Source organism: Sphingobacterium pedocola, assembly GCF_015209965.1.
Lineage (GTDB): Bacteria > Bacteroidota > Bacteroidia > Sphingobacteriales > Sphingobacteriaceae > Sphingobacterium > Sphingobacterium pedocola.
On the sequence record NZ_MU158689.1, the window covers coordinates 2,313,604 to 2,333,758 of the forward strand.

The window sequence follows — 20,155 nt, forward strand, 5'->3', positions numbered from 1 at the left end:
CTTTAAATTCTCTTGATTTTTAGTTTCCAATACAAATATACTGTTGTAATATTTATTAAGGCAAGGAGCCAAAGGAGAGGGAAGGAATAAAAACTTTGATAACTTCCCCCTTTAGGTATTTCTATGAACGGAACCGTAATCAAGGCATCTAGAGACAAGGCTGTGAGTGCCATAATGACTCCTACGGTTATACCTCTTTCTTTGTTGCCATTCTTGTAAAAAATAGATGCTCCAAATATGGTAAAAGGTACGATCAAAATACCTACAGCTGATGCCTGTAAATATAAGGAATCTTTTATTAAAGGGACGATTCCCAATATTGCGAACGAGATAAATAATAATCCCCAAACCATTGCACCGATGGAAATTGCTCGAAAATATTTCATTTGAAGTTTTTTTAAGAAATCATTAATCTCAAACGCCTTGGGTAGCGCTATTCCACACACCTGTTGCGGCAGTTGTTTTTGCATATTCCGAAAAGTCAGTGGCTTTTCTCCCTAGTACTTTTTCAATATCAGAGGATACTGTTGAATTTCTTCCGTCTAATACTTCTTCGAAAAGGTAGTTAACCAACCATATAAAGTCTTCAGGTAACTTAAAATTTCTTAGATGCTGCACGTATTCTTCCAAAGTAAGGGGATGAAATTGAATATTTTTACCACAGGCATCAGCTATTTCGGCAACGGCCTGGGGTATAGTCATAAGTCTGGGGCCTGTCAATTCATAGATCTGACCGTGATGTTTATCATCTATAATAGCCTGTACTACGACATCAGCTATGTCGTTAGCATCTGTAAAAGGTTCTAATGCTTCCGCTCTGGGCAAGGCCACGTGTCCAGAGAGAATTGGGTCGAGAAATACACTTTCGCTAAAATTTTGATTGAACCAACTTGCTCTTATGATCGTCCATTTTTGGGCTGTTTCCATAACCACCTGTTCGCATAGTTGGGCTTCTCTCTCACCCCTACCAGACAGCAGAACCATTTTTCTTACGCCATTATCGGTAGCAAGACGTGTAAACCTTTTAATGATATCTACTGCCGACGGAATGGCCAAGTCGGGCTGAAAGGTGATATAGACAGTGTCTACGTCTTTTACCACTTCAGACCAACTGCCTTGGTTTTCCCAATCAAAAGCCGGAATTGCACTCCGTGAACCAATGCGGATATTGGTATATCCCAAGTTGCGTAATCGTTCAACAACTCTACTTCCTGTTTTTCCTTTTCCGCCGAGGACTAAAATTTTACTCTGTTCCATGATAAACTCTTTTTGTGAATTGATAATGATACAAAGGTGCGATGGCTATTTATTTTTAATTTGTTTGAAAAGGATTAAGATTTGTTTGAAAGGAATTGTTGTCTGATTTCATTGGGTCTAACACCAAATTTACTTTGAAATGCATTGGAAAATGAGCTTAAACTATCATACCCTACATGCCACGCCACGTCTTGAACGCCTTCGCTACTCGTGCTTAACATTTCGTATGCTTTATTTAAACGTTCTTCCTGCAAAAATTTAAAAACGGGAACGCCAAAAAGCTCTTTGAAGTTTTTCTTTAGTTTATTGTTGTTGAGACCTATGAGCTTCGATAATTCACTTAATGACGGTGGGCTGGATATATTCTGCTCCATAATTTCTTTCGCCAAAAAGAGTTTTGTTCTATCTTCATTAGATAGACGTTCGTTCTTGTCAGTGCCAAGGAAAGCAAAAAAATGTGAAAGCAACTCATTTACCTGACTCTTTAAGAACATCTGTCTGGTGATTCCTTTGTATTTAGTTGACATGATCTTGCAAACAGCTTTTTGCATATCAGGGGTCATGTAAAAGCTTGGACCTTCTACAAAATCTTCCTTTGGATTAATTAATTCGGGCAAAAATTCTCTAAAAATTTCCTGTTCATCCTTAGGTAATGTATTTAGGTGTTTAAGTTTTGAAAAAACACTAATAGATTGAAGCGGTTTCTCTGGACCTATTTTATGCGCAAATTCTACTTTATCATTTCCAAAAAAAGAAATGGCGGTTCCAGTTGTGTTTGTTACTATTTTAGTTTGATCCTGGTGTTTTATTTCCAGTTCTACATTGCCAGAACTATAAAAAGCAAATCCTACAGCATCTCCATCTATTGCACATCTCTGTACAATATCCTTCTGGGCATTAGATTGCTCTATTAAAACAATAAAGTTGTTTATTTCTACAATATCGGTTGTCATTTAAATGAGTGTTATATTAGTCCAATTGATTGCTAACGATTAGGCTTAGTCAGTTTGTCACGAACTTCTTTTTGCCGCAACCGTGTGTCGCCAAACATTACTACGGCGATTTACTTAAGCGCCTCTTGTAAAAATAGTAAATTTTATAGTATAGCAAGTCTTCAGCAAACTCATCCTTTTGTGCTTACCAGCTTGGCACAGCTTGGCATAGGAAAGCTGTGCCAAGCTGGTAAGCACTTTAATCGGGTTTTAAACAGTTTTGCTTATGTATTGTTATGCTAACAAGACGCAAGATCATCAGCAAACTAAAAATATAAAAAAATGAGTGATAAGATTTTAAAACAAGAACACAAACTAGGACTTGGAGGGGTACCGATCGGTACGGCTTTTGAAAATATTACCGACGAGCAGTCTCAGAAAATTTTGCAGGAAGCCTGGGATCTAGATATCCGGCATTACGACACTTCGCCATGGTACGGACTTACAAAAAGTGAACGAAGGTTTGGCGAATTTCTGAAAGACAAAAACCGTGAAGATTTTATCTTTTCTACCAAAGTCGGCCGTTTGTTTACACCGGTTTCCAAATCGGAAGTGCCGCTAACGATGTGGAAAAATCCGCTAGATTTCGACTACAGACATATTTACACCGCTGATGCGGTTAAAAAATCTATTGAAGATAGTTTAAATCGGACCGGGCTTGGTCATATTGACATTGTTTACGTCCATGACTTATCTGAAGATCAGGTGGGCGATCGCTATGATTACCATATGAAACAAGCTAAAGCGGGTGCTTTTAAAGTGTTATCAAAACTTCGTGATGAAGGCGTAATTAAAGCTTGGGGTATGGGTGTGAATAAAATTGAACCGATTCTGGATTGTATAGAAGCTGCCGATCCCGACATCTGCCTTTCGGCTACACAATACTCTATATTGGAACATGAAGATGCAGTGGATCGTTTGCTTCCTGCCGTTAAAAAAGCTGGCGTGAAACTGGTATCCGGAGCTGGCTATAATTCTGGTTTTATTGCCGGAAGAGCGCGTTACAATTATAAGGATGTAATCCCAAAGGGAATGACCGAAAAACGTGATAGGATTGCGGAAATCGCCAAGAAATATGATACCGATATAATTACCGCAGCAATGCATTTTATATTGGCTTCTGACGAATTTGTGGCTATTATTCCAGGCGCAAGTTCAACCGATCAGATCAAGAGCAATGTGAAAGCTTGGAAATCTGAAATACCTGCCGATTTTTGGAACGAACTGAAATCAGAAGGTCTTATTTACGAAAAAGCACAAATTCCAACATAATGGTGGAGTCTGTGACCTCTTAGGTAGAAAGATCAGACTAGGCACTATATACGCTGATGAACCGTTTGGATATAAAATCAAATTTATTTAAGTTTAGGTAATATTATAAGACGATTGCAAATGGCATCTACTATGAAGATTTTATTTTATGTTTTTCTATATATTTGTGTACTTCCGTTTACCTCGATAAGTCAAGAAAACGAGTTTACCGCCGACGAACTTTTTCTAAAGGCACGTCAGCAGGCATTTGAACAAAAAAAATATTTAGAAGCCATAAAACTAAGTAAAGAGGCGCTGCAGCAAGCTCCAGAATACACGGATATCAGCATTTTTCTTGGACGCCTATATACCTGGTCTGATTATATAGACTCCGCACGAATGGTTTTTACAAATCTGGATAATAGAGATGTACAGGACGAGGATTTCTTCCTAGCTTACGCGTCCCTTGAATACTGGAACGACCAATCGACCCGAGCTAATGAGATTGTCGACAAGGGAATTGCGTTACATGCTAATTCTCAAGATCTTTTGCTGCTTAAAACTAAAGTAAACTATAGTAACAATAACTATGAGATAGCCGAAAACTCGGTAAACCGCTTGTTGGAACTAAACCCCAAGCATACGGAAGCCCGCGCACTGATCAAAAACATTCAAGAATATACAGCTAAAAATGCCGTGGGTATCTCATATACCTTTACCCATTTTGATAGACAATTCGAAAATGACTGGCATATAGTCGGTCTGAGCTATAGAAGAGCTACACCGATCGGATCTGTGATTTTTCGGACAAACTATGCCAATAAATTTGCAGACAATGGCCTGCAGCTCGAGTTGGAAGCGTACCCTCGACTTTCGAAAATGTTTTATCTCTATGTCGGAGCAGGCTACTCGGATAATGTCGGAATATTCCCAAATTACAGAACCGGTGTATCACTGTACGCAAATCTCCCCCAAAGTTTTGAGGGGGAACTTGGTTATCGCCAGCTGTATTTCAACGACCACATCTGGATGTATACGGCTTCCGTGGGAAAATACTACCAAAACTACTGGTTCAATTTCCGCACTTACCTCACGCCTGGTCAGGAAAACATTTCTCAGTCTTACACAGGTACCGTTCGCTATTATATAAAAGGCGCAAATGATTACCTGGGATTTCTTGTTGGCACAGGCTTAAGCCCGGAGGAGAATCGCAACAACTTACTCGACAATGCTTCCTATAGATTAAAAACATTTAAGGTGGGCGCGGAGTATAATTTCTCTGTAAATCGTACCAACCTTTTCTCGGTATCTTCAACTTATTATAACCAAGAATTTAGACCCAACGAAAAGGGAAACCAGATAGATATTACTGTGGGTTACATTAAAACTTTCTAAGGTTTGCCTCCATCGAAATAGCCTCTGTAGATACTATCGGGTAGAAGCTCTTTGTTGGTATAGAATAGTTTGTTTTTACGTTTAAAGGCATCAAAACGGTGTAATAACAGCTCGCTCGCGGAGGCATCTGTAATAGGATCCGCATTTAATCGCCTATCTAATTTGTAAAGTTTTCCGTCGGACAGGTGATAATTACGGTATATAAAATCACTTAGCTGATTTTTACTTTGCATTAGCGCGACGCCATCGCCTTTCTCAGATATCCCTTCTGCTAATCCGCGACCAACCCACGTGACCTGACTCGGTGTATACAGGTTAAAATTCTCTCGGTAATACGCCAAAATAGTAGGAGCTATATCGAAATGACTGACCGTATTTATAAAAGTGTGTGGCGCTGTCAATAAAGGTGAGTAAATTATGAGTGGAACATGATAACGATCTATTTTACTTTGCAAGGGGATCTCCGGCATGGCATGATCTCCTGTTATTAAAAATATAGTGTTGCCGAAGTCGGCCCTTTTTTGATACGCGTAAAAAAATTGGCGTAATGCGTCATCTAAGTTCAAGACAGATACTAGCTGCTTTTTATTCTCGAGTGCCCATTTTTTATTCTCGGCGGGTAAGCCTAGATTCGCTAGTCGTTGGTCGAAAAGTTTGTGGTAATACGATGCATTATTAATCAGAAATGGATTATGTGTAGACAAGGTCAGCACAACATGAAAATAGGGTTTCTGTTGTACACTCTGCAGTTCTAGAAATTTAGTAAAAACGGCTTGATCTTCGTACCCCCAGCTTTCCCCCCCTTGCTCAGGAAGCTTTTTGTAAGGGGGTGAAAATGCATTTTGATCGACAACCGTGTCCGCTCCACTGTAAGTGATAAACTTCTTCATGTAATCAAAGTTCGAATCGCCACCGTAGAAAAACCCAGTAGAAAATCCGTTTTTTTTCAGCACATTAAACAAGTTGAAATGTGGAGGCAGGCTGTCTTGTTCTAAAAAGCCGTGCGGTCCGAAGGGCAATGAACCGGTTAGTGTCGGTAAAACGGCAAACGTTCTTCCCGACGAACTCAGATTGTTTTCCCAATGGAGAGACCGCTTAACTAAGGAATCAATAAACGGGGTAAAATTACCGATGTAACCCGACGGTGAGCTGTAGGCGCGTCCAAGCCCTTCCACGACAATGAACACTAAGTTGGGTACGGTATCTGTTTTTTTGAAAAAACTACCTAGAATATCTTCTGTATCCTCATTTCTAAGAAAGGGAAACCGATCGTCGTGATCCGCAGAATCAGAATTATCATCCCGCCACCTATCAAAAATGGCCTGATGCTCTCCGATGTAGTTCGTAAGATTAGATGTAAAAAAATATCGCCATTTACTTCGTCCTGCATTTTCTACGAATAAATCTCCTTTAGCAGATGAAAACAAGAAACTATCTAAGGACACAAAGCTTGAAAAAAGGCCGAGTAGCAATACAGCTAAACCTATGTAAATCGTGGACAGAGACCGCTTACTAAAAATCCAAAATGGCAGGTAAGATACCAGTACGAGAACCGTAAGCAACGCAATATTAGTGAAGCTTAACATACCACTGGTGTTCAAGATCTGTTTCATCTCTTCGATATTGTAATAAAAAAGATCTGCCCCAAGTAAATTACGTGACTCCGCATAGTACAAAAAGAGAATGTACTGCATGATGACGATGAAGGAAAAGGAAAACGTGACCAAAGCGGTTGCCCACCACCGACTAACAAATTGTAAGAGCATGTATACGACTCCGCCCCCTAAAAGCACTTGGAATGCAAAGTAAAGATTATCTAAAAGTAATTGACCTCCAGTATTTGCTTCGGCAAGTTGCGTAAAACTATGGCGATACCACCACCATTCTGCGCCCACCGAAATCATATAAAGTATAAGGAAGACAAGCGCTACTACGCCGAAGTTTTTCAGCGCAAACGCTAGCTGCCTACCTAAGCGTTTCATCAGGGGTTCTTCAATGGCAGTTTGTTGAAAGCCCTGGCGGGTCATTTCTCCCCAACCGTGCTTTTTCCGAAAATAGTCAACCACACCCCGAACGCCTGCTCCGACTACGGTAGGATGAAAATAGAATGGCTCAAGAACAGCCGTAACAATTAGCTTGGCAAGGTCCTTTTTCTTACTATATACCTGATGACTTACGAGATCGACCAGGATTGCATAGATAGAATATAAGATACCCGACGATATTACGAGCGCAAATAATGCGAAGAAAAAGGGCCAGTTAATGATTCCGAAAAATAAAAAGAGCAAAAAAACAAAGTAACCGGCAAATTCAATTAGCGGCCCTAAGAACTCAAAGAAAAACCAATATGGAAGACTTACTAATCCTAATCTTCCATACCTTGGATTAAACATGAGCTTACGATGCTTCCATAGTGTCTCGATGGTACCCCGCATCCAGCGGTTACGCTGTTTCTTGAGCACCTCCTTGGACTCGGGTACTTCTGTCCAGCACAACGGATCTGGAATATTTACGACCTCATAAGGTTTACCTTGCTCCTCCATATAGCGCCGCATCCGCACTACCAGCTCCATGTCTTCGCCAACAGTGTTGGTGTCGTAGCCCCCGCAGGCTAAAACGATCTGTTTATCGAAAGCACCAAACGCTCCCGATATTAGAATTAGTCCTGAAGCTCTTGACCAAGCCATACGACCCAAAACAAAAGCCCGTATATATTCCAATGCTTGCATTCGTCCCAGCCATGATTTTGGCAAGTTAACCTCCACTACCTTCCCGTTCTCAATTTTGCAATTATTGGCCAAACGAATAACGCCTCCGCAGGCTATAACCTGCTTGTCAGTCTGTTCTAAAAAGGGTTTTGCCAATTTCAAAATTGCGTCCTGCTCGAGAATGCAATCCACATCAATACATACGATATAGTCGCCTGAAGATATATTCACACCTACATTCAAGGCATCGGCCTTACCTCCATTTTCCTTATCGACAACGATTAACTTTTTAAAGGCTGGATTTTTACTCTTGTAGATACCTCGAATTTCTTTTGTTTTGATGTTCCCCTGAATGAAAAAGGATATGGCCTCAAGGTTATAGGCTTCAATCAGCTTCTGCATAGAATCGTCCCGGCTACCATCGTTAACGATAATAATTTCCAAGTTGTGGTAATAAATTGAGAGTAGTGAACGCACATTTTCTACAATGGTCATACCTTCATTAAACGCCGGGGCAATCAAGCTGAAGGTGGGGGCATCGGCGTTTGTCGCTATAAAGTTATACTCGGTAAATGTATTTTCATGGTTATAGCGTGATACAGCACCATATGCATATAATCCCACCCAGATATAGATCAAAAATACAGCTGCTGAATAGAGGAGAAATAACCAGATTACGACCTCGTAAACAATATGTGCGAATTCTATCATGTTTTTTCCTGTAACGCGTGTTTGATAACTTGTTTAATTTCTTCAGGCACTGTTTCATCTGTTGCTATACGCTGTAAGTATCCGTGTTGTTTCAACGCAATTAGCACCTCGGCAGCGGCAATCTTTATTGAAATCGCAGGATGGTGCCATAGCTGCTGTTGGAGGAATGATTCACTTTGTGGGCTCCGCGATTTCTTAAGAGCTCGTAAAATTTCTATCTGTGCCTCGATTGGTTGCGTAAAAAAAGCAGCTATCAATTGATTGACTGTTTCGTCGTTTTCTAGGGCTGCAATGGTACGTATTGCTTGTACTTTAACGTTAACCGCAGTATGGTCAAATAAGTTGATGACGTCGGCATAAAAGGGCAACAACTGAAATTTTCGTATAAGACGAAGTGTAAAAATGATAACTGATTCGTTTGAACTTGATAGCCAATTTTTGACCCATTCCTCGTGTGCAGCGGGCAACTTTCCGATAGAACGTAACAAACGCAATTGCTGCCAGTCTGACAAGGGTACTACAAGCGTATTTAGAAAATCCAAGCCGTCGAACCCTTTAAAACTTACTACAGCATATTGCGCTTCTTGATAGACCTGCCGCTTGGGGTGTTCGAGGAGAGAGGCTATGTCAGGAAAAGCACGTTCCACTCGCATAACTGCTAACTCCAATATCCCACCTGCGACGAGATAGGACTTCCTTTGCCGAAGTTTTTGCCAAGCGGCATCTTCCATCTTGTAGATTTTAAAGAGGTTATTTACTTCATTACGAGCTCCGCCTGAAAATTTTTGATCAGAGGCCACCAAAACACTCAAAAAAACATTACGAAAAGACGGATTACGGAGTCTAGTTATAAATTCTTCATCAACTCTACTTATCTCTTCACCGCTAACAATAGCTTGTATCACTTTCTGCTCGCTCTCCTGTAACCAAATTTGTCGTTGATATAGCACCTTATACTTGTAAAAACTATAAAGTAAAACCAACATAATCAATAAAAAGACCAAACTCAGCACAACAACGATTGCGATTATAAGCTCGTGGATGGTAACCCGATGGAATATGGAGTCCATTATTTGCCGGCTAAGCGTTTAATCCTCAAAATCAATTCGTTCGGACTAAAAGGTTTAACCATAAAGTCTGACGCCCCTAAGTCGAAGGCGTCTGCAACGACCTCTTCCTGTCCCATACTCGAAAGAACTATGACGGGCAACTCCTTCTCAAACGATCGTATCGCAGATAATATTTCTATGCCAGAGGCAAAAGGCATCATGATATCCGTGATGACGAGGTCTATCTCCAGCTCTTTAATCTTCTCTATGGCCTCTTTGCCGTTACGGGTCAAAATGGTCTGATGTCCTTCTTTTAACAATTTATGTTCGACCGTCCGTAATATCAATTCATCATCTTCAGCTATTAAAATTAACATGTTATTGTTTCTTTAAAAGTTCAGTAATTAAATTTATTCCAAGTTCAATCTCCTGCTCAATATCTATCAGTGCAATTTCTAGATCAGTATTGGACGACAGGTTATTCTCCAGTTTAGATGTAAGTCTAGCTAGCTCGATTAGCCCAGCTGTAGAGGCAGTGCCCCTAAGCTTATGCAAAACTTCGTTTATACGTTTAAATTCGCGATCATCCTTCGACTGTTTTAGGTTAATTTTGACATTCTTAAGTTCCTTGACGATCAGATCGAGGAAGAACAATCTGAATGCGGCATCGTCTCCTACCTGCTGGTCTAGCGCCAGTATATCCAAATGTTCATCCAGTTTCAGGGTACGTATGCTTTGGGTTGGCTCTGCTACAAATCTTCTCAATACGGTATTCAGATCGTGCTGCCGTATTGGCTTTGGAAGGAAGTCGGACATCCCGGCTGATAAACATTTTTCTCGCTCACCCAGGACATTTCCGGCTGTGACACCGATTATTGGCGTGAGCTGGTAGCCCGAGAGTTGGCGAATCTGCTTTGTTGCTTCTATTCCATCAACCTGTGGCATTTGGACATCCATTAGTATCAAATCAAAAGACCGATCTAAACATTTCTTAACCGCGTCCGCACCATTTGACACATCAACCAATTCGGCATTCGGCATAAGCGAGGCCATCATTCTTAGGTTCAAAGCCATGTTTACTGCATTGTCATCAGCTAATAAAACTAGAGCGGGCTGCTCATAGATATCTGATTTAGGAACCGCTCTTTTTAATTCTGTTTGCGCTCCATTTTGTTTATTTTGCTGGACCACCCGCCGCAGCGCCTGGTACAATTCGTTTGATTTAATAGGTTTTAACAAAAGGGACAAATCGCTTTCTTGACGGCAGTTAGACAAAACTTCGTGTTCCTCTGAAGATGTGTGCAAAACGATTAACGGAACAACTTCGCCCTGCTTATAGAACAGCTCTCTAATTTTATCTATTGTTGCCAATCCCGATAGAATAGGCATATGGTAATCCATTAAAATAACATCGAAGCGTTCTCCTTTTACCAGTAATTGCAATGCCTCCATTCCGTTCTCGGCAAGAACGGCCTCTATATTCTTATAGCCTAGCATATGTTTTAGGATGATTCTATTATTCGCATTGTCGTCTACGACGAGCACCCTACTTAAGGGCAGTTCTCCTTTGTTTTCATCACTCCCTTGCTCGTACATTACATCAATATCAAAATAAAACGTCGACCCCTCTCCCAATATGCTTTCGAGATGAAGCTTACTACCCATATACTTCAGCAAATTATTTGATATGGTTAGCCCTAACCCTGTACCCCCGTATCGTTTGCTCACCGAACTGTCTTCTTGTGTGAAGGCATCAAAAATACGCTGCTGCTTGCTCAGCGGGATGCCAATACCGGTATCGCGTACAGAAAACCGTAGCGTAAGTGTGTCATTATTGCAACTTAATTTTTCGATCTTGAGCTCGATTTCTCCCTGTTCAGTAAATTTGACCGCATTCCCCAATAAATTGATCAAGATCTGCTTAACGCGAGGTTCGTCGATCCAAATAAAGGTCGGCAATCCCTGTTCTATATTGAGCAAAAGCTCCAACTCTTTACGCTGCGCCTGGTAAAGTATTACATTAATAACTTGATGAGCCAAGTCGTAGACATTAGATCTATCAACAAAAAGTTCTAATTTACCCGATTCGATCTTAGAAAAATCCAGAATATCATTAATAATATTTAACAGACTATTTCCAGATTCGTTGATATAATTAAGGTATTGTATCTGGACTTCATTAAGCGGTGTCTTTAGCAACAGGTCGGAAAAGCCTATGACACCGTTTAACGGTGTCCGTATCTCGTGGCTCATATTTGCTAAAAACTCTGATTTTGCTTGACTGGCTAACACAGCGAGCTCCTTTGCTCTTTTAAGTTCCTCGTTTATCATAACCGAGTCCGTGATATTCTGGGTAAAAATTATGATTCCACCGATACTACCATCAGAAATATGCCACGGCCGAACCTCCCAATTAAAATGTTGTGGAGCTGGCATACCCTCCGGTTGAATTATCTCATCAACATTTTTATAAGGCTTGCCTTCTAAGGCTTCGAGGTATATCTGCTTCCGTTTTTCGGGAATATGCGGGAATAAAGTAAACAAATTTTGATCTAACAAATCAGCTTTCCCTTGATGAAAGTCGTCGACCCACTGATTGCTGACGGATACATAATTAAGGTCTCGGTCAAACATGGCGACAGACGCTGGAACGTAATCTACAAAAGCCTGTAGCATCGCCTCTTTTCTTTCTAGCTCCAAAAAAAGCGACTTGCTCTTATCTATATCTTGAATAATGCCGAATACCCGTTTACATGAACCGTTTTCAAGTTCTGGTATTCCTTTTACGCGCACCCAAATCACATCGCCTTGCTCTTTACGAAGCCTCAATTCGGTATCGTAGGGTATACCGTCGTTTATTGCACGTGCGAAGATATCCTTTATTTTTTCTCGGCTTTCTGGTTCAAAAAAATTGATGGCATGCTCAATATTCGGGACAAAGTCTCGATGTACGCCATGAATCAGCTTGGTAGAATCTGACCAGTAAACCTTATCTTGGATAAGATCTACCTCCCATCCGCCTACCTGTGCTACGGCATTCGTCTGTTCTAAGATCTGCTTGGTATGCAGGAGATCCCGCTCTAACTGCATGCGTTCGGTCATATTCAATGCGGTACTAACCACATATGGTTTACCTTCGGTGTCGGTCTCAAGCATATTGTGATACAGCCAATAAATCTTCTCTTCGTCTTTCGTCTGCAAAATCATCATACCGGAGTCTTCGCCGACTCGAGCAATTCGCTCTAAATATTGTTCCATATTTTCTAAATGACGAGACGGTACCAATTGCCGGAGGTTTAGATCTTTTACCTGATTTTCGGAATATTTTAATAGTTCACGTCCTTTTTCGTTGACGGCAAGAATATTGCCATCCAAATCGTGCATACTCATAAGCCCAATAGCGTTCTCAAAAAAATTCCGAAATCGACGTTCGGAACTCTCCAACTTTAGCTGCTCTGCCCGTTCCTTGGTTACGTTTCTGCCAAAGGCAAATATCTCATATTGGACAGGGTGGTATTTGAGATGCCATTCAATGATAATATCATTTTCCTCAGCTATTTTTGTGACGGTGGTGAGCTGAAGCCCCCGATCACTTTCGGACACCTGCTCTAAAGCCAACAATAAACCTTCATCGCTACTACTGATGACGTCGTGAAAAGACTTGTCGATTATCGAAGTTCTCGACATTTGCAGTACTTCTGTGAATGCAGGATTTGCTTCCTTGATTCGAAATGAATCATCCAGCACGCAAATTATATTATTTGTAAGGTGAAATATCTCCCCAAAATAGCCTGCCTGTACTTTTCTTTTTTTCGCAAGAAGAATTTTCGTGACCGCCTTGCCCAATTGCTCCAAAGACATTATCTGCTTGTCAGAAAGGGATTTTGGCTCAAAATCAATCACGCAAATGGTGCCCAAAATAATCCCATCATCATCTGCTAGGGGTACCCCAGCGTAGAATCTTATGTTTCCTTCCCGAATTAAGGGGTTGGAAGATGATCGCCGATCTTTAAAGGTATCTTCGATAACAAGTACCTCTTTCGTCATAATGGTATATTGACACAAGGTACTCCGTCTGTCGACAGATTCGAAATCGAGACCTACGCAGCTTTGAATGCGTTGTGTATCCTCCTCCATCATCGCAATGAGCGCAGCTGGGCAGTCGGTTATTAGGCAGGCAGCCTGCGCAAACACATCAAGATCAGGATCTTTTCCAAGTCCCAGAAGTTCGTAGGATTTCAACCTTTGGATACGCGCTAATTCATTTTCTGGGATCGGGAAATTTTCCATGGAGGTTCTATATAAAGTTGTTTTTCACGTTTGAAATTAATAAAAAATTTCGCGAATGCGTAGTCGATTAGTAATTTATCAGTTCTGCTTTCCTCAAGTTGTTATATTACAAACAATTTTAAAGCAAAATGGTTCGTAGAAGTTTTCCGTGGAGCTTGCTTTTCACCACCTGGGCCCTTTCGACCGAATCATCATTGCACACTCTATCAACAATAACTTAAACTAATCAGCAAAGATGGATACTGTCCGCATTACAAAGTCAAAAAAGTTGGTAGACCGTCTTATGCCGGTGATTTTATCGTTAACTCAAAAAATTAGCAGTCTCAAAGCTCAGTATCCCGAAAAAGCACAAATTCCAACATAATGGTGGAGTCTGTAGTACGTAGATGGCTTATCATTTCCCATCGTTACTGAAGTTCAGGAGCTCCCAGCGTACCTTTGTCAGAAGGAAAAGATAAAACAAAAAATACTACCTTTGAATATTTCAATTCATTCGCATGCATCCACTATTCAAGTATATTAACAAATACGCTTCAACTTTAATTTCCGAAAAAGATTTTGAGGTTTTCCGAAGCCATTTTAGTGAGAAAAAGATAAGAAAAAAGCAATATCTACTGGAGGAAGGAGAGATCTGTAAATACTTCGCCTTTATCCTAAAAGGTGCCATGCGCAAATATTACATAGATGAAAAAGGTGTTGAGCATGTCGTAAATTTATATATTGAAAACTGGTGGGCAGGTGACCGCGAGAGTTTCGTGATGTTTACTCCTAGTATATATCACATAGATGCGTGGGAAGATTGTGAGCTACTTCTAATTACAAGAGAAAGTATATTAGAATTGTGTCGTCAATTCCCTGCTTTTAATGAGCTGCTATTGAAACTTGATGAAAGAAATAATATTGCTACACAAAGAAGAATAACCTCTTCGATCAGCTTTACTGCGGAAAAACGCTATGCAGATTTCGTCGACTGTCATCCATATTTTCTCCATCGTTTTCCTCAACACATCATCGCCTCTTATCTTGGCATTACGAAAGACACGCTAAGTCGGGTGCGCAAAAAAGCACTTAAAAAATAAGCTCTGATGCTACTTTTTTTATATTCATAGACATTTGTCTACGTTTTTTCTTTCCGTTTGATGCAATTTTGGTTTAGTAATTAAATCAACAAAAATGGAACAATCTCCTAAAATCGGTTTTCAAGACTTGCTTCGCCCAGAAGACAGTGCCGTAATGCTAAACGTACGCCAACCTTATGAGTTTGCCAATTTGCAAAGCCGTGAATTCCGTAAGGTTATCAAAAATGTAGTTGGTCTTGCGAAAATAGCTGCAATTAAAAAAATCAAGAGATGAACAAGAAAACCAGTTTTTCAACAAAAGGACAAAGAGCTGATATAGGCGACTTAACAATTTATCGCTTATTAGCGAATAGATATACCGACGCTGTTGGCCCATTTGTATTTTTAGATCATATCGTTCCGAAAGTTCTTGCGGCGGCTATGGCCAGCGGGACAGGGGGACATCCGCATCGCGGCATTGCTACATTAACGTATATTATTGAAGGAGAAGATGAGCATTTTGACAGCGCCGGCAATTATGCAAAAGTTTATTCTGGAGGTGTACAATGGATGAAAGCCGGAAATGGGATTCTGCATGACGAGACGTTAAATATTGATTCCAGCACTGGAACCAATCGTATACATGCTTTTCAGTTTTGGGTTAATCTTCCTGCAAAAAACAAAGCCGAGAAGCCGGAATATTTGGCGATTCAAAGCAATGAAGTGCCTCAAAAATCATTACCAAATGATAGTGGATGGATAAAAGTAATAGCTGGCGGCTATGAAGATCTGAGTTCTAGAATACCAAATTATTCGGAACAGTTTTTATATCATATCCATATTGAAGCAGGCAAAAACTTTACTATCTTTATTGAGGAAAAACTTGAAGTTGCTGCCTTTTTACCCAGCACGAATGCGATACTTAACGAGGCCGAATTTCAAACAGGGGAATTTATAGAATTCGACAGAATTGCCGGTGAGATAATTATTGAAAATAAATTGCAGAAGGCGACGGACATCATTTTATTTGGTGGCGCCCCCTATACGGAGACGATTGTGGCTGAAGGTCCGTTCGTCATGAACAGTCGGTCTGAAATAGCAGATGCTTACCGCGACTTCTATGCTGGAAAATATGGCGAAATCAATAATCAAAAAGGTAGAGTATAAATTTAAACAGCAACAAGATGAAACTTACGCCCCTTAATTTAAAGATCCGGAGCACTAAGTATTAAAAAAGAACCCAATAATTTTGAACCATGGAAGATACGAAAGTAGTTTTTAAAGACGACAATGTTTACGGTGAAGTCCAACTGTTTTCAGATGATAAAAAAGCTGGAAAAATGGACATTTCCGTTACAGATGAAAAGCTTCGGGTGTACCATACCGAAGTTAATCCCGAGTACGAGGGAAGAGGTTTTGCGAAATTATTGCTTCATCAATTAGTCGGTTATGCTAGGGATAATAATTTGAGAATCATACCGCTTTGCCCGTATGTACTCGCACAATTCAAACGACACCCAGAAGATTATGCGGATGTCTGGTTAAAAAAAATGTAAATGAACTAATTTTAAAAAACCCGGTAAAAGGAACTATAGGTACCCAAAAACACAGAATTTATTTAAAAATTTATTATGCTTGATATCGTTATAGAAGCCAGACGCGCTGAAATTTCCACAGGCTTTGCCGTTAAACGCATCCTCCCCTATCAGCTCCGCAGGATGGTCGGGCCATTTATTTTTATGGACCACGGTGGCCCCCTAAATATCCCTGCAACAACGCTAAGTAACTTTGATGTATTGCCGCATCCACATATCGGTCTTTCCACGGTCAGTTATTTGTTTAGTGGGAATGTAACCCACAGGGATAGCCTCGGAATAGAACAAGTGATAAAACCTGGTGAGGTCAACTGGATGACCGCCGGAAAAGGCATTACACATAGTGAACGTTTCGAAGATCCGGCGATGCTGACTGGAGGCGAACTGGAAATGATACAGACATGGGTAGCTCTTCCTGAAAAAGACGAAGAAAGCGATCCGTCCTTTGACAACTATAAGCCTGATCAACTGCCCGTTTTTACGGATACGGGTGTTTGGATGCGTTTGATTGCAGGAGATGCTTATGGATTGAAAAGTAATATCAAAACACATTCCCCTTTGTTCTATGTGCATGTTATACTGGAGCAAGGCGGTCGGTTCGGTCTACCTAATGGTCATAGCGAGCGGGGTGCATACATCGTTAAGGGCAGCGTCGAAGTGAATGGAACCACTTACAAGGCAGGACAACTGCTGGTATTCACCAAAGGGGTCGATCCGTTGATTATAGCGAAAGAACAGACCACGTTGATGATGCTTGGGGGTGAACACTTGGGAGAACGGTACATCTGGTGGAACTTTGTGTCCAGTAGAAAAGATAGGATCGAACAGGCCAAAGAGGACTGGAAACAAGGACGTATTGTTTTACCGCCAATGGATAATGAAGAATATGTGCCCTTACCTGAAGGAAAAAGTAAACCAGCGGGAGGCCCTCCCCCGAATGCGCTTTCTTGATCCGATGAAGTACATATGAATGAAAACGATGCCCGGCGCCCAAAGACGGTATAAAGGCTCCTTATTAGAATAAAAAAATGGAAATAGGAATTGATAGTTTCGCATCCGCTATGTACGGAAGTAATGCACTCAATAGTGTAGACGCCATGGAACAGTTGCTGGAAAGAATCGTTAAAGCCGATGAGGCAGGACTTGCTATTTATGGTATCGGCGAGCACCATAAGAAGGAATTTCTGGACTCCGCTCCGGCGGTAATCCTTGCCGCCGCAGCAGCGAGGACAAACAACATACGCTTGACTAGTGCGGTTACTGTGCTGAGTACGTCAGATCCGGTACGGGTTTACCAGAGCTTTGCCACCTTGGATCTGATATCCAAGGGACGGGCAGAACTTGTTGTCGGCAGAGGGTCTGCAATAGAAGCCTATCCGCTGTTTGGATTTGACCTGAAGGACTATGATGCGCTGTTCAAAGAAAAACTGGAACTCTTGTTAAAAATACGTGAACAGGAATTCGTTACCTGGTCCGGAAAATTTAGACCCGCATTGGAAAACCAACCTGTATACCCCAGATCCAGTCAGGAGAAGCTCCCTGTTTGGCTTGGTGTCGGAGGAACTCCTGAATCATTTGTCAGAGCCGGAACCCTGGGGCTGCCGCTAATGGTTGCCGTTATTGGTGGAGAAACAGCGCATTTTCGTCCGTTGATTGATCTATATAGACAGGCAGGACATCGGGCTGGCTTTGCTCCAGAACAGTTGATGGTAGGCTTGCATTCACCGGGTTACGTTGCTATGAGCAATGAGGAAGCTATTGCTGATTACTACCCCGGTTACGCTGAACTCTGGACCCGGTTGGGCAGGGAACGTGGCTGGCCTCCGGTAACAAGAACCGGATTCGATGCATTAATAGCCCCTAAAGGCGTATTGGTGGTCGGCGGTCCCGAACAGGTGGCAGCAAAATTATTAAGACACAGCGAAGCATTGGGCGGTGTCGACCGCTTTACCTTTCAGATGGACAATGCAGGGCTTAATCATGAACAGTTGCTGCGTTCCATCGAAATAATTGGCACGAAGGTCATTCCTCTAGTCAATAACGCGCTTGGGTAGTTTATCTATTTGCATCGTGTCGTATTACTAATCGCGCTAACTTAACCGGATTGTACAACAAAGGCACAGAAATTTTAACTCAAAATAGTGTTCATAATTCAGGCTAATAATTGGCTGGTTAGTAGAAATCTTGAAGCCGGGAGCTTCAAGATTTTTTCATGACAGGTGGGTGGATCCAACGAAACCCCCTCAAACCTCTAGTTATAAATGGAGTGCGGCTATTGCTTTTTAATAAAATCTACTTATCTTAGATGGATAGCGATTAAATTTGAATTCTGAAATTCCGTTAGCGATAGTTACTCGGACCAAAGCGCAAAAAGTATATATTTGTAATCCATGTCGAAAATATCGGGCTATATAAGAAATACCAGACACATCTTAATGATGTGGTTCGTGTTATTTTCGTTAAGTCCCTGTATCGTTAAAGAGGCACTATTCAATATTGCACCTGCAGGCTATGCTAAGCCACTAAACAAATCAAAGACTAACTCGCAAACAAGTTCTTGTCTATATTCCCAAAATAAACAACAAATCTCTACCGGAAAAGAGCAGAAAAGCAAAAAGCAGACCGAACCTGTTGATGTGTACCTCAATCGGAATGTTGTAACACGTTCTTTCAAAATACAAGGCAAATACTCCCGCACTTTCTCAGGCAACAGCCCACCGAAGTATATTTTATACAAACGTCTGAAATTGGACATAGCGTAATTTTTATTACGCTTCTATATCATTTTCACGTTTATTAAAATATAAAATTAATGAAACATCACATTAACAATGCTGCCAATAATATGGCAGGGCTTTTTACATTATCCTTGCGTTGGGTAATCGGTTGGACATATTTTTCGGCTTTCTGGAGACGACTTGTTTTGGAGAACAAACTTATCCCCGAGGAAGCCGGTTACATAGGAGAAAAATTCAATCACTTCCTTCCCAACGCTTTAGGCATTAAACCTATTATTGAATATCTGGTTTCCAATCCCGAAGCCTTGCAGGTCTCCATGATTATCTTCACGCTTGTAGAAGCCCTTGTCGGCTTATTCATTATTATCGGACTGTTTACTAGATTGATGAGTATAGGTGTCTTTTTGCTTGCAATGGGCATTCTATTGGGGTCGGGCTGGATTGGAACAACCTGTCTGGACGAATGGCAAATTGGGGTATTAGGTATAGCGGGTGGTTTTACACTATTCTTAACGGGAAGTGGAGCTTATTCGTTGGATAACTTTATGATGCACAGACATTACGCTTTCGCCCATAAAAAATGGTTTGCATTTTTTGGTTCGGGGATGCTTCCTATAAAAAATATTCGTCCGAAAGTTTTAGTAATGTCTATACTTATTTTTGGGCTTACTTTATTTACCAATCAGTATTTTCACGGAGGTGTTTTTGGTACACTTCATAATAAATCTGTAAAGCCAAAAGTCGAAATTTCAAATATTCGGCATAATGGTTCACAATTAACTTTTCAATTGTTCAGAGTTGAAGGTGCAGATGTTTATGGTTCGTTTTTGATCGGAATAGAGATTTTGAATGAAAAAAATGAGGTAATCAAATCCATCGATCAAAACAAACTGGCTCAATTTCCAAAAGATAATATCCACAATCATTATGTAGCAAAAATCAAACCTGGAAAACATAGCCTGATTTTACCACTTGGCGCAAAAGCCGATTTGACTCTAGAGTTAGACGAAATTCAAATAAAAGAAAACTATTACTTAAAGCTCATTGATATCAGCGGCATAGAATGGGTGGAACAGATAAAATAAGAGGTACATAATTTAGGTTAATAATT

17 protein-coding genes are annotated in these 20,155 nt (G+C 40.8%); 10 read left to right on the forward strand and 7 right to left on the reverse strand.

Annotated elements, in window-relative coordinates:
* Positions 1-2: 2 nt before the first annotated feature.
* From C4F40_RS09770 to C4F40_RS09780, 3 genes are all read right to left on the reverse strand, one after another.
* A complete protein-coding gene (locus C4F40_RS09770; protein WP_196939132.1) occupies positions 3-470 on the reverse strand; it encodes a DUF5367 family protein in 468 nt (155 codons plus the stop codon).
* A complete protein-coding gene (locus C4F40_RS09775; protein WP_196939133.1) occupies positions 415-1,257 on the reverse strand; it encodes a Rossmann-fold NAD(P)-binding domain-containing protein in 843 nt (280 codons plus the stop codon). The genes C4F40_RS09770 and C4F40_RS09775 overlap by 56 nt, the downstream gene beginning before the upstream one ends.
* Positions 1,258-1,331: 74 nt before the next feature.
* A complete protein-coding gene (locus C4F40_RS09780; protein WP_196939134.1) occupies positions 1,332-2,210 on the reverse strand; it encodes a helix-turn-helix domain-containing protein in 879 nt (292 codons plus the stop codon).
* Between the two features lie 321 nt (positions 2,211-2,531).
* On the opposite strand from C4F40_RS09780, the gene C4F40_RS09785 reads away from it, so the two are divergent.
* Together C4F40_RS09785 and C4F40_RS09790 are read left to right on the forward strand one after the other, a co-directional pair.
* Positions 2,532-3,521: an aldo/keto reductase gene (locus tag C4F40_RS09785; protein ID WP_196939135.1), complete on the forward strand. Its 990-nt coding sequence runs from the start codon at positions 2,532-2,534 to the stop codon at positions 3,519-3,521.
* 132 nt (positions 3,522-3,653) lie between these two features.
* Complete coding sequence (locus C4F40_RS09790) at positions 3,654-4,895, forward strand: YaiO family outer membrane beta-barrel protein (RefSeq protein WP_231389989.1); 1,242 nt, start codon at positions 3,654-3,656, stop codon at positions 4,893-4,895.
* On the opposite strand, the gene C4F40_RS09795 is transcribed toward C4F40_RS09790, so the two are convergent.
* From C4F40_RS09795 to C4F40_RS09810, 4 genes are read right to left on the reverse strand one after another with little or no spacing between them, the layout of a single operon-like run.
* Complete coding sequence (locus C4F40_RS09795) at positions 4,892-8,314, reverse strand: sulfatase-like hydrolase/transferase (protein ID WP_196939137.1); 3,423 nt, start codon at positions 8,312-8,314, stop codon at positions 4,892-4,894. The genes C4F40_RS09790 and C4F40_RS09795 overlap by 4 nt on opposite strands.
* Positions 8,311-9,384 carry a HEAT repeat domain-containing protein gene (locus C4F40_RS09800; RefSeq protein ID WP_196939138.1) on the reverse strand — a complete coding sequence of 358 codons (1,074 nt, stop codon included), beginning with the start codon at positions 9,382-9,384 and terminating at the stop codon, positions 8,311-8,313. The genes C4F40_RS09795 and C4F40_RS09800 overlap by 4 nt, the downstream gene beginning before the upstream one ends.
* Positions 9,384-9,740, reverse strand: a complete 357-nt coding sequence (locus C4F40_RS09805) for a response regulator transcription factor (protein WP_196939139.1) — start codon at positions 9,738-9,740, stop codon at positions 9,384-9,386. Before C4F40_RS09805 ends, C4F40_RS09800 begins: the two co-directional genes overlap by 1 nt.
* 1 nt (position 9,741) lies before the next feature.
* Positions 9,742-13,653, reverse strand: a complete 3,912-nt coding sequence (locus C4F40_RS09810) for a response regulator (RefSeq protein WP_196939140.1) — start codon at positions 13,651-13,653, stop codon at positions 9,742-9,744.
* Positions 13,654-14,150: 497 nt separating this feature from the next.
* Between C4F40_RS09810 and C4F40_RS09815 the strand changes: the two genes are divergently transcribed.
* From C4F40_RS09815 to C4F40_RS09850, 8 genes are all read left to right on the forward strand, one after another.
* A complete protein-coding gene (locus C4F40_RS09815; RefSeq protein WP_196939141.1) occupies positions 14,151-14,732 on the forward strand; it encodes a Crp/Fnr family transcriptional regulator in 582 nt (193 codons plus the stop codon).
* Positions 14,733-14,826: 94 nt separating this feature from the next.
* The gene (locus C4F40_RS09820; RefSeq protein WP_196939142.1) at positions 14,827-15,006 is read left to right on the forward strand and encodes a hypothetical protein; all 180 of its coding nucleotides are present in this window, start codon (positions 14,827-14,829) and stop codon (positions 15,004-15,006) included.
* Positions 15,003-15,878 (forward strand): pirin family protein, encoded by an 876-nt coding sequence (locus C4F40_RS09825; RefSeq protein WP_196939143.1) that lies wholly within the window; start codon positions 15,003-15,005, stop codon positions 15,876-15,878. Before C4F40_RS09820 ends, C4F40_RS09825 begins: the two co-directional genes overlap by 4 nt.
* 89 nt (positions 15,879-15,967) lie before the next feature.
* Positions 15,968-16,267, forward strand: a complete 300-nt coding sequence (locus C4F40_RS09830) for a GNAT family N-acetyltransferase (RefSeq protein WP_196939144.1) — start codon at positions 15,968-15,970, stop codon at positions 16,265-16,267.
* 75 nt (positions 16,268-16,342) lie between these two features.
* Positions 16,343-17,257, forward strand: coding sequence for a pirin family protein (locus tag C4F40_RS09835; protein ID WP_196939145.1), 915 nt, complete (start codon positions 16,343-16,345; stop codon positions 17,255-17,257).
* 77 nt (positions 17,258-17,334) lie between these two features.
* A complete protein-coding gene (locus tag C4F40_RS09840; protein WP_196939146.1) occupies positions 17,335-18,360 on the forward strand; it encodes an Atu2307/SP_0267 family LLM class monooxygenase in 1,026 nt (341 codons plus the stop codon).
* Between the two features lie 336 nt (positions 18,361-18,696).
* Entirely contained in the window at positions 18,697-19,068 is a 372-nt protein-coding gene (locus C4F40_RS09845) for a hypothetical protein (protein WP_196939147.1), read from the forward strand.
* Positions 19,069-19,118: 50 nt separating this feature from the next.
* Positions 19,119-20,129, forward strand: coding sequence for a TQO small subunit DoxD (locus C4F40_RS09850; RefSeq protein WP_196939148.1), 1,011 nt, complete (start codon positions 19,119-19,121; stop codon positions 20,127-20,129).
* The last annotated feature ends 26 nt before the right edge of the window (positions 20,130-20,155 follow it).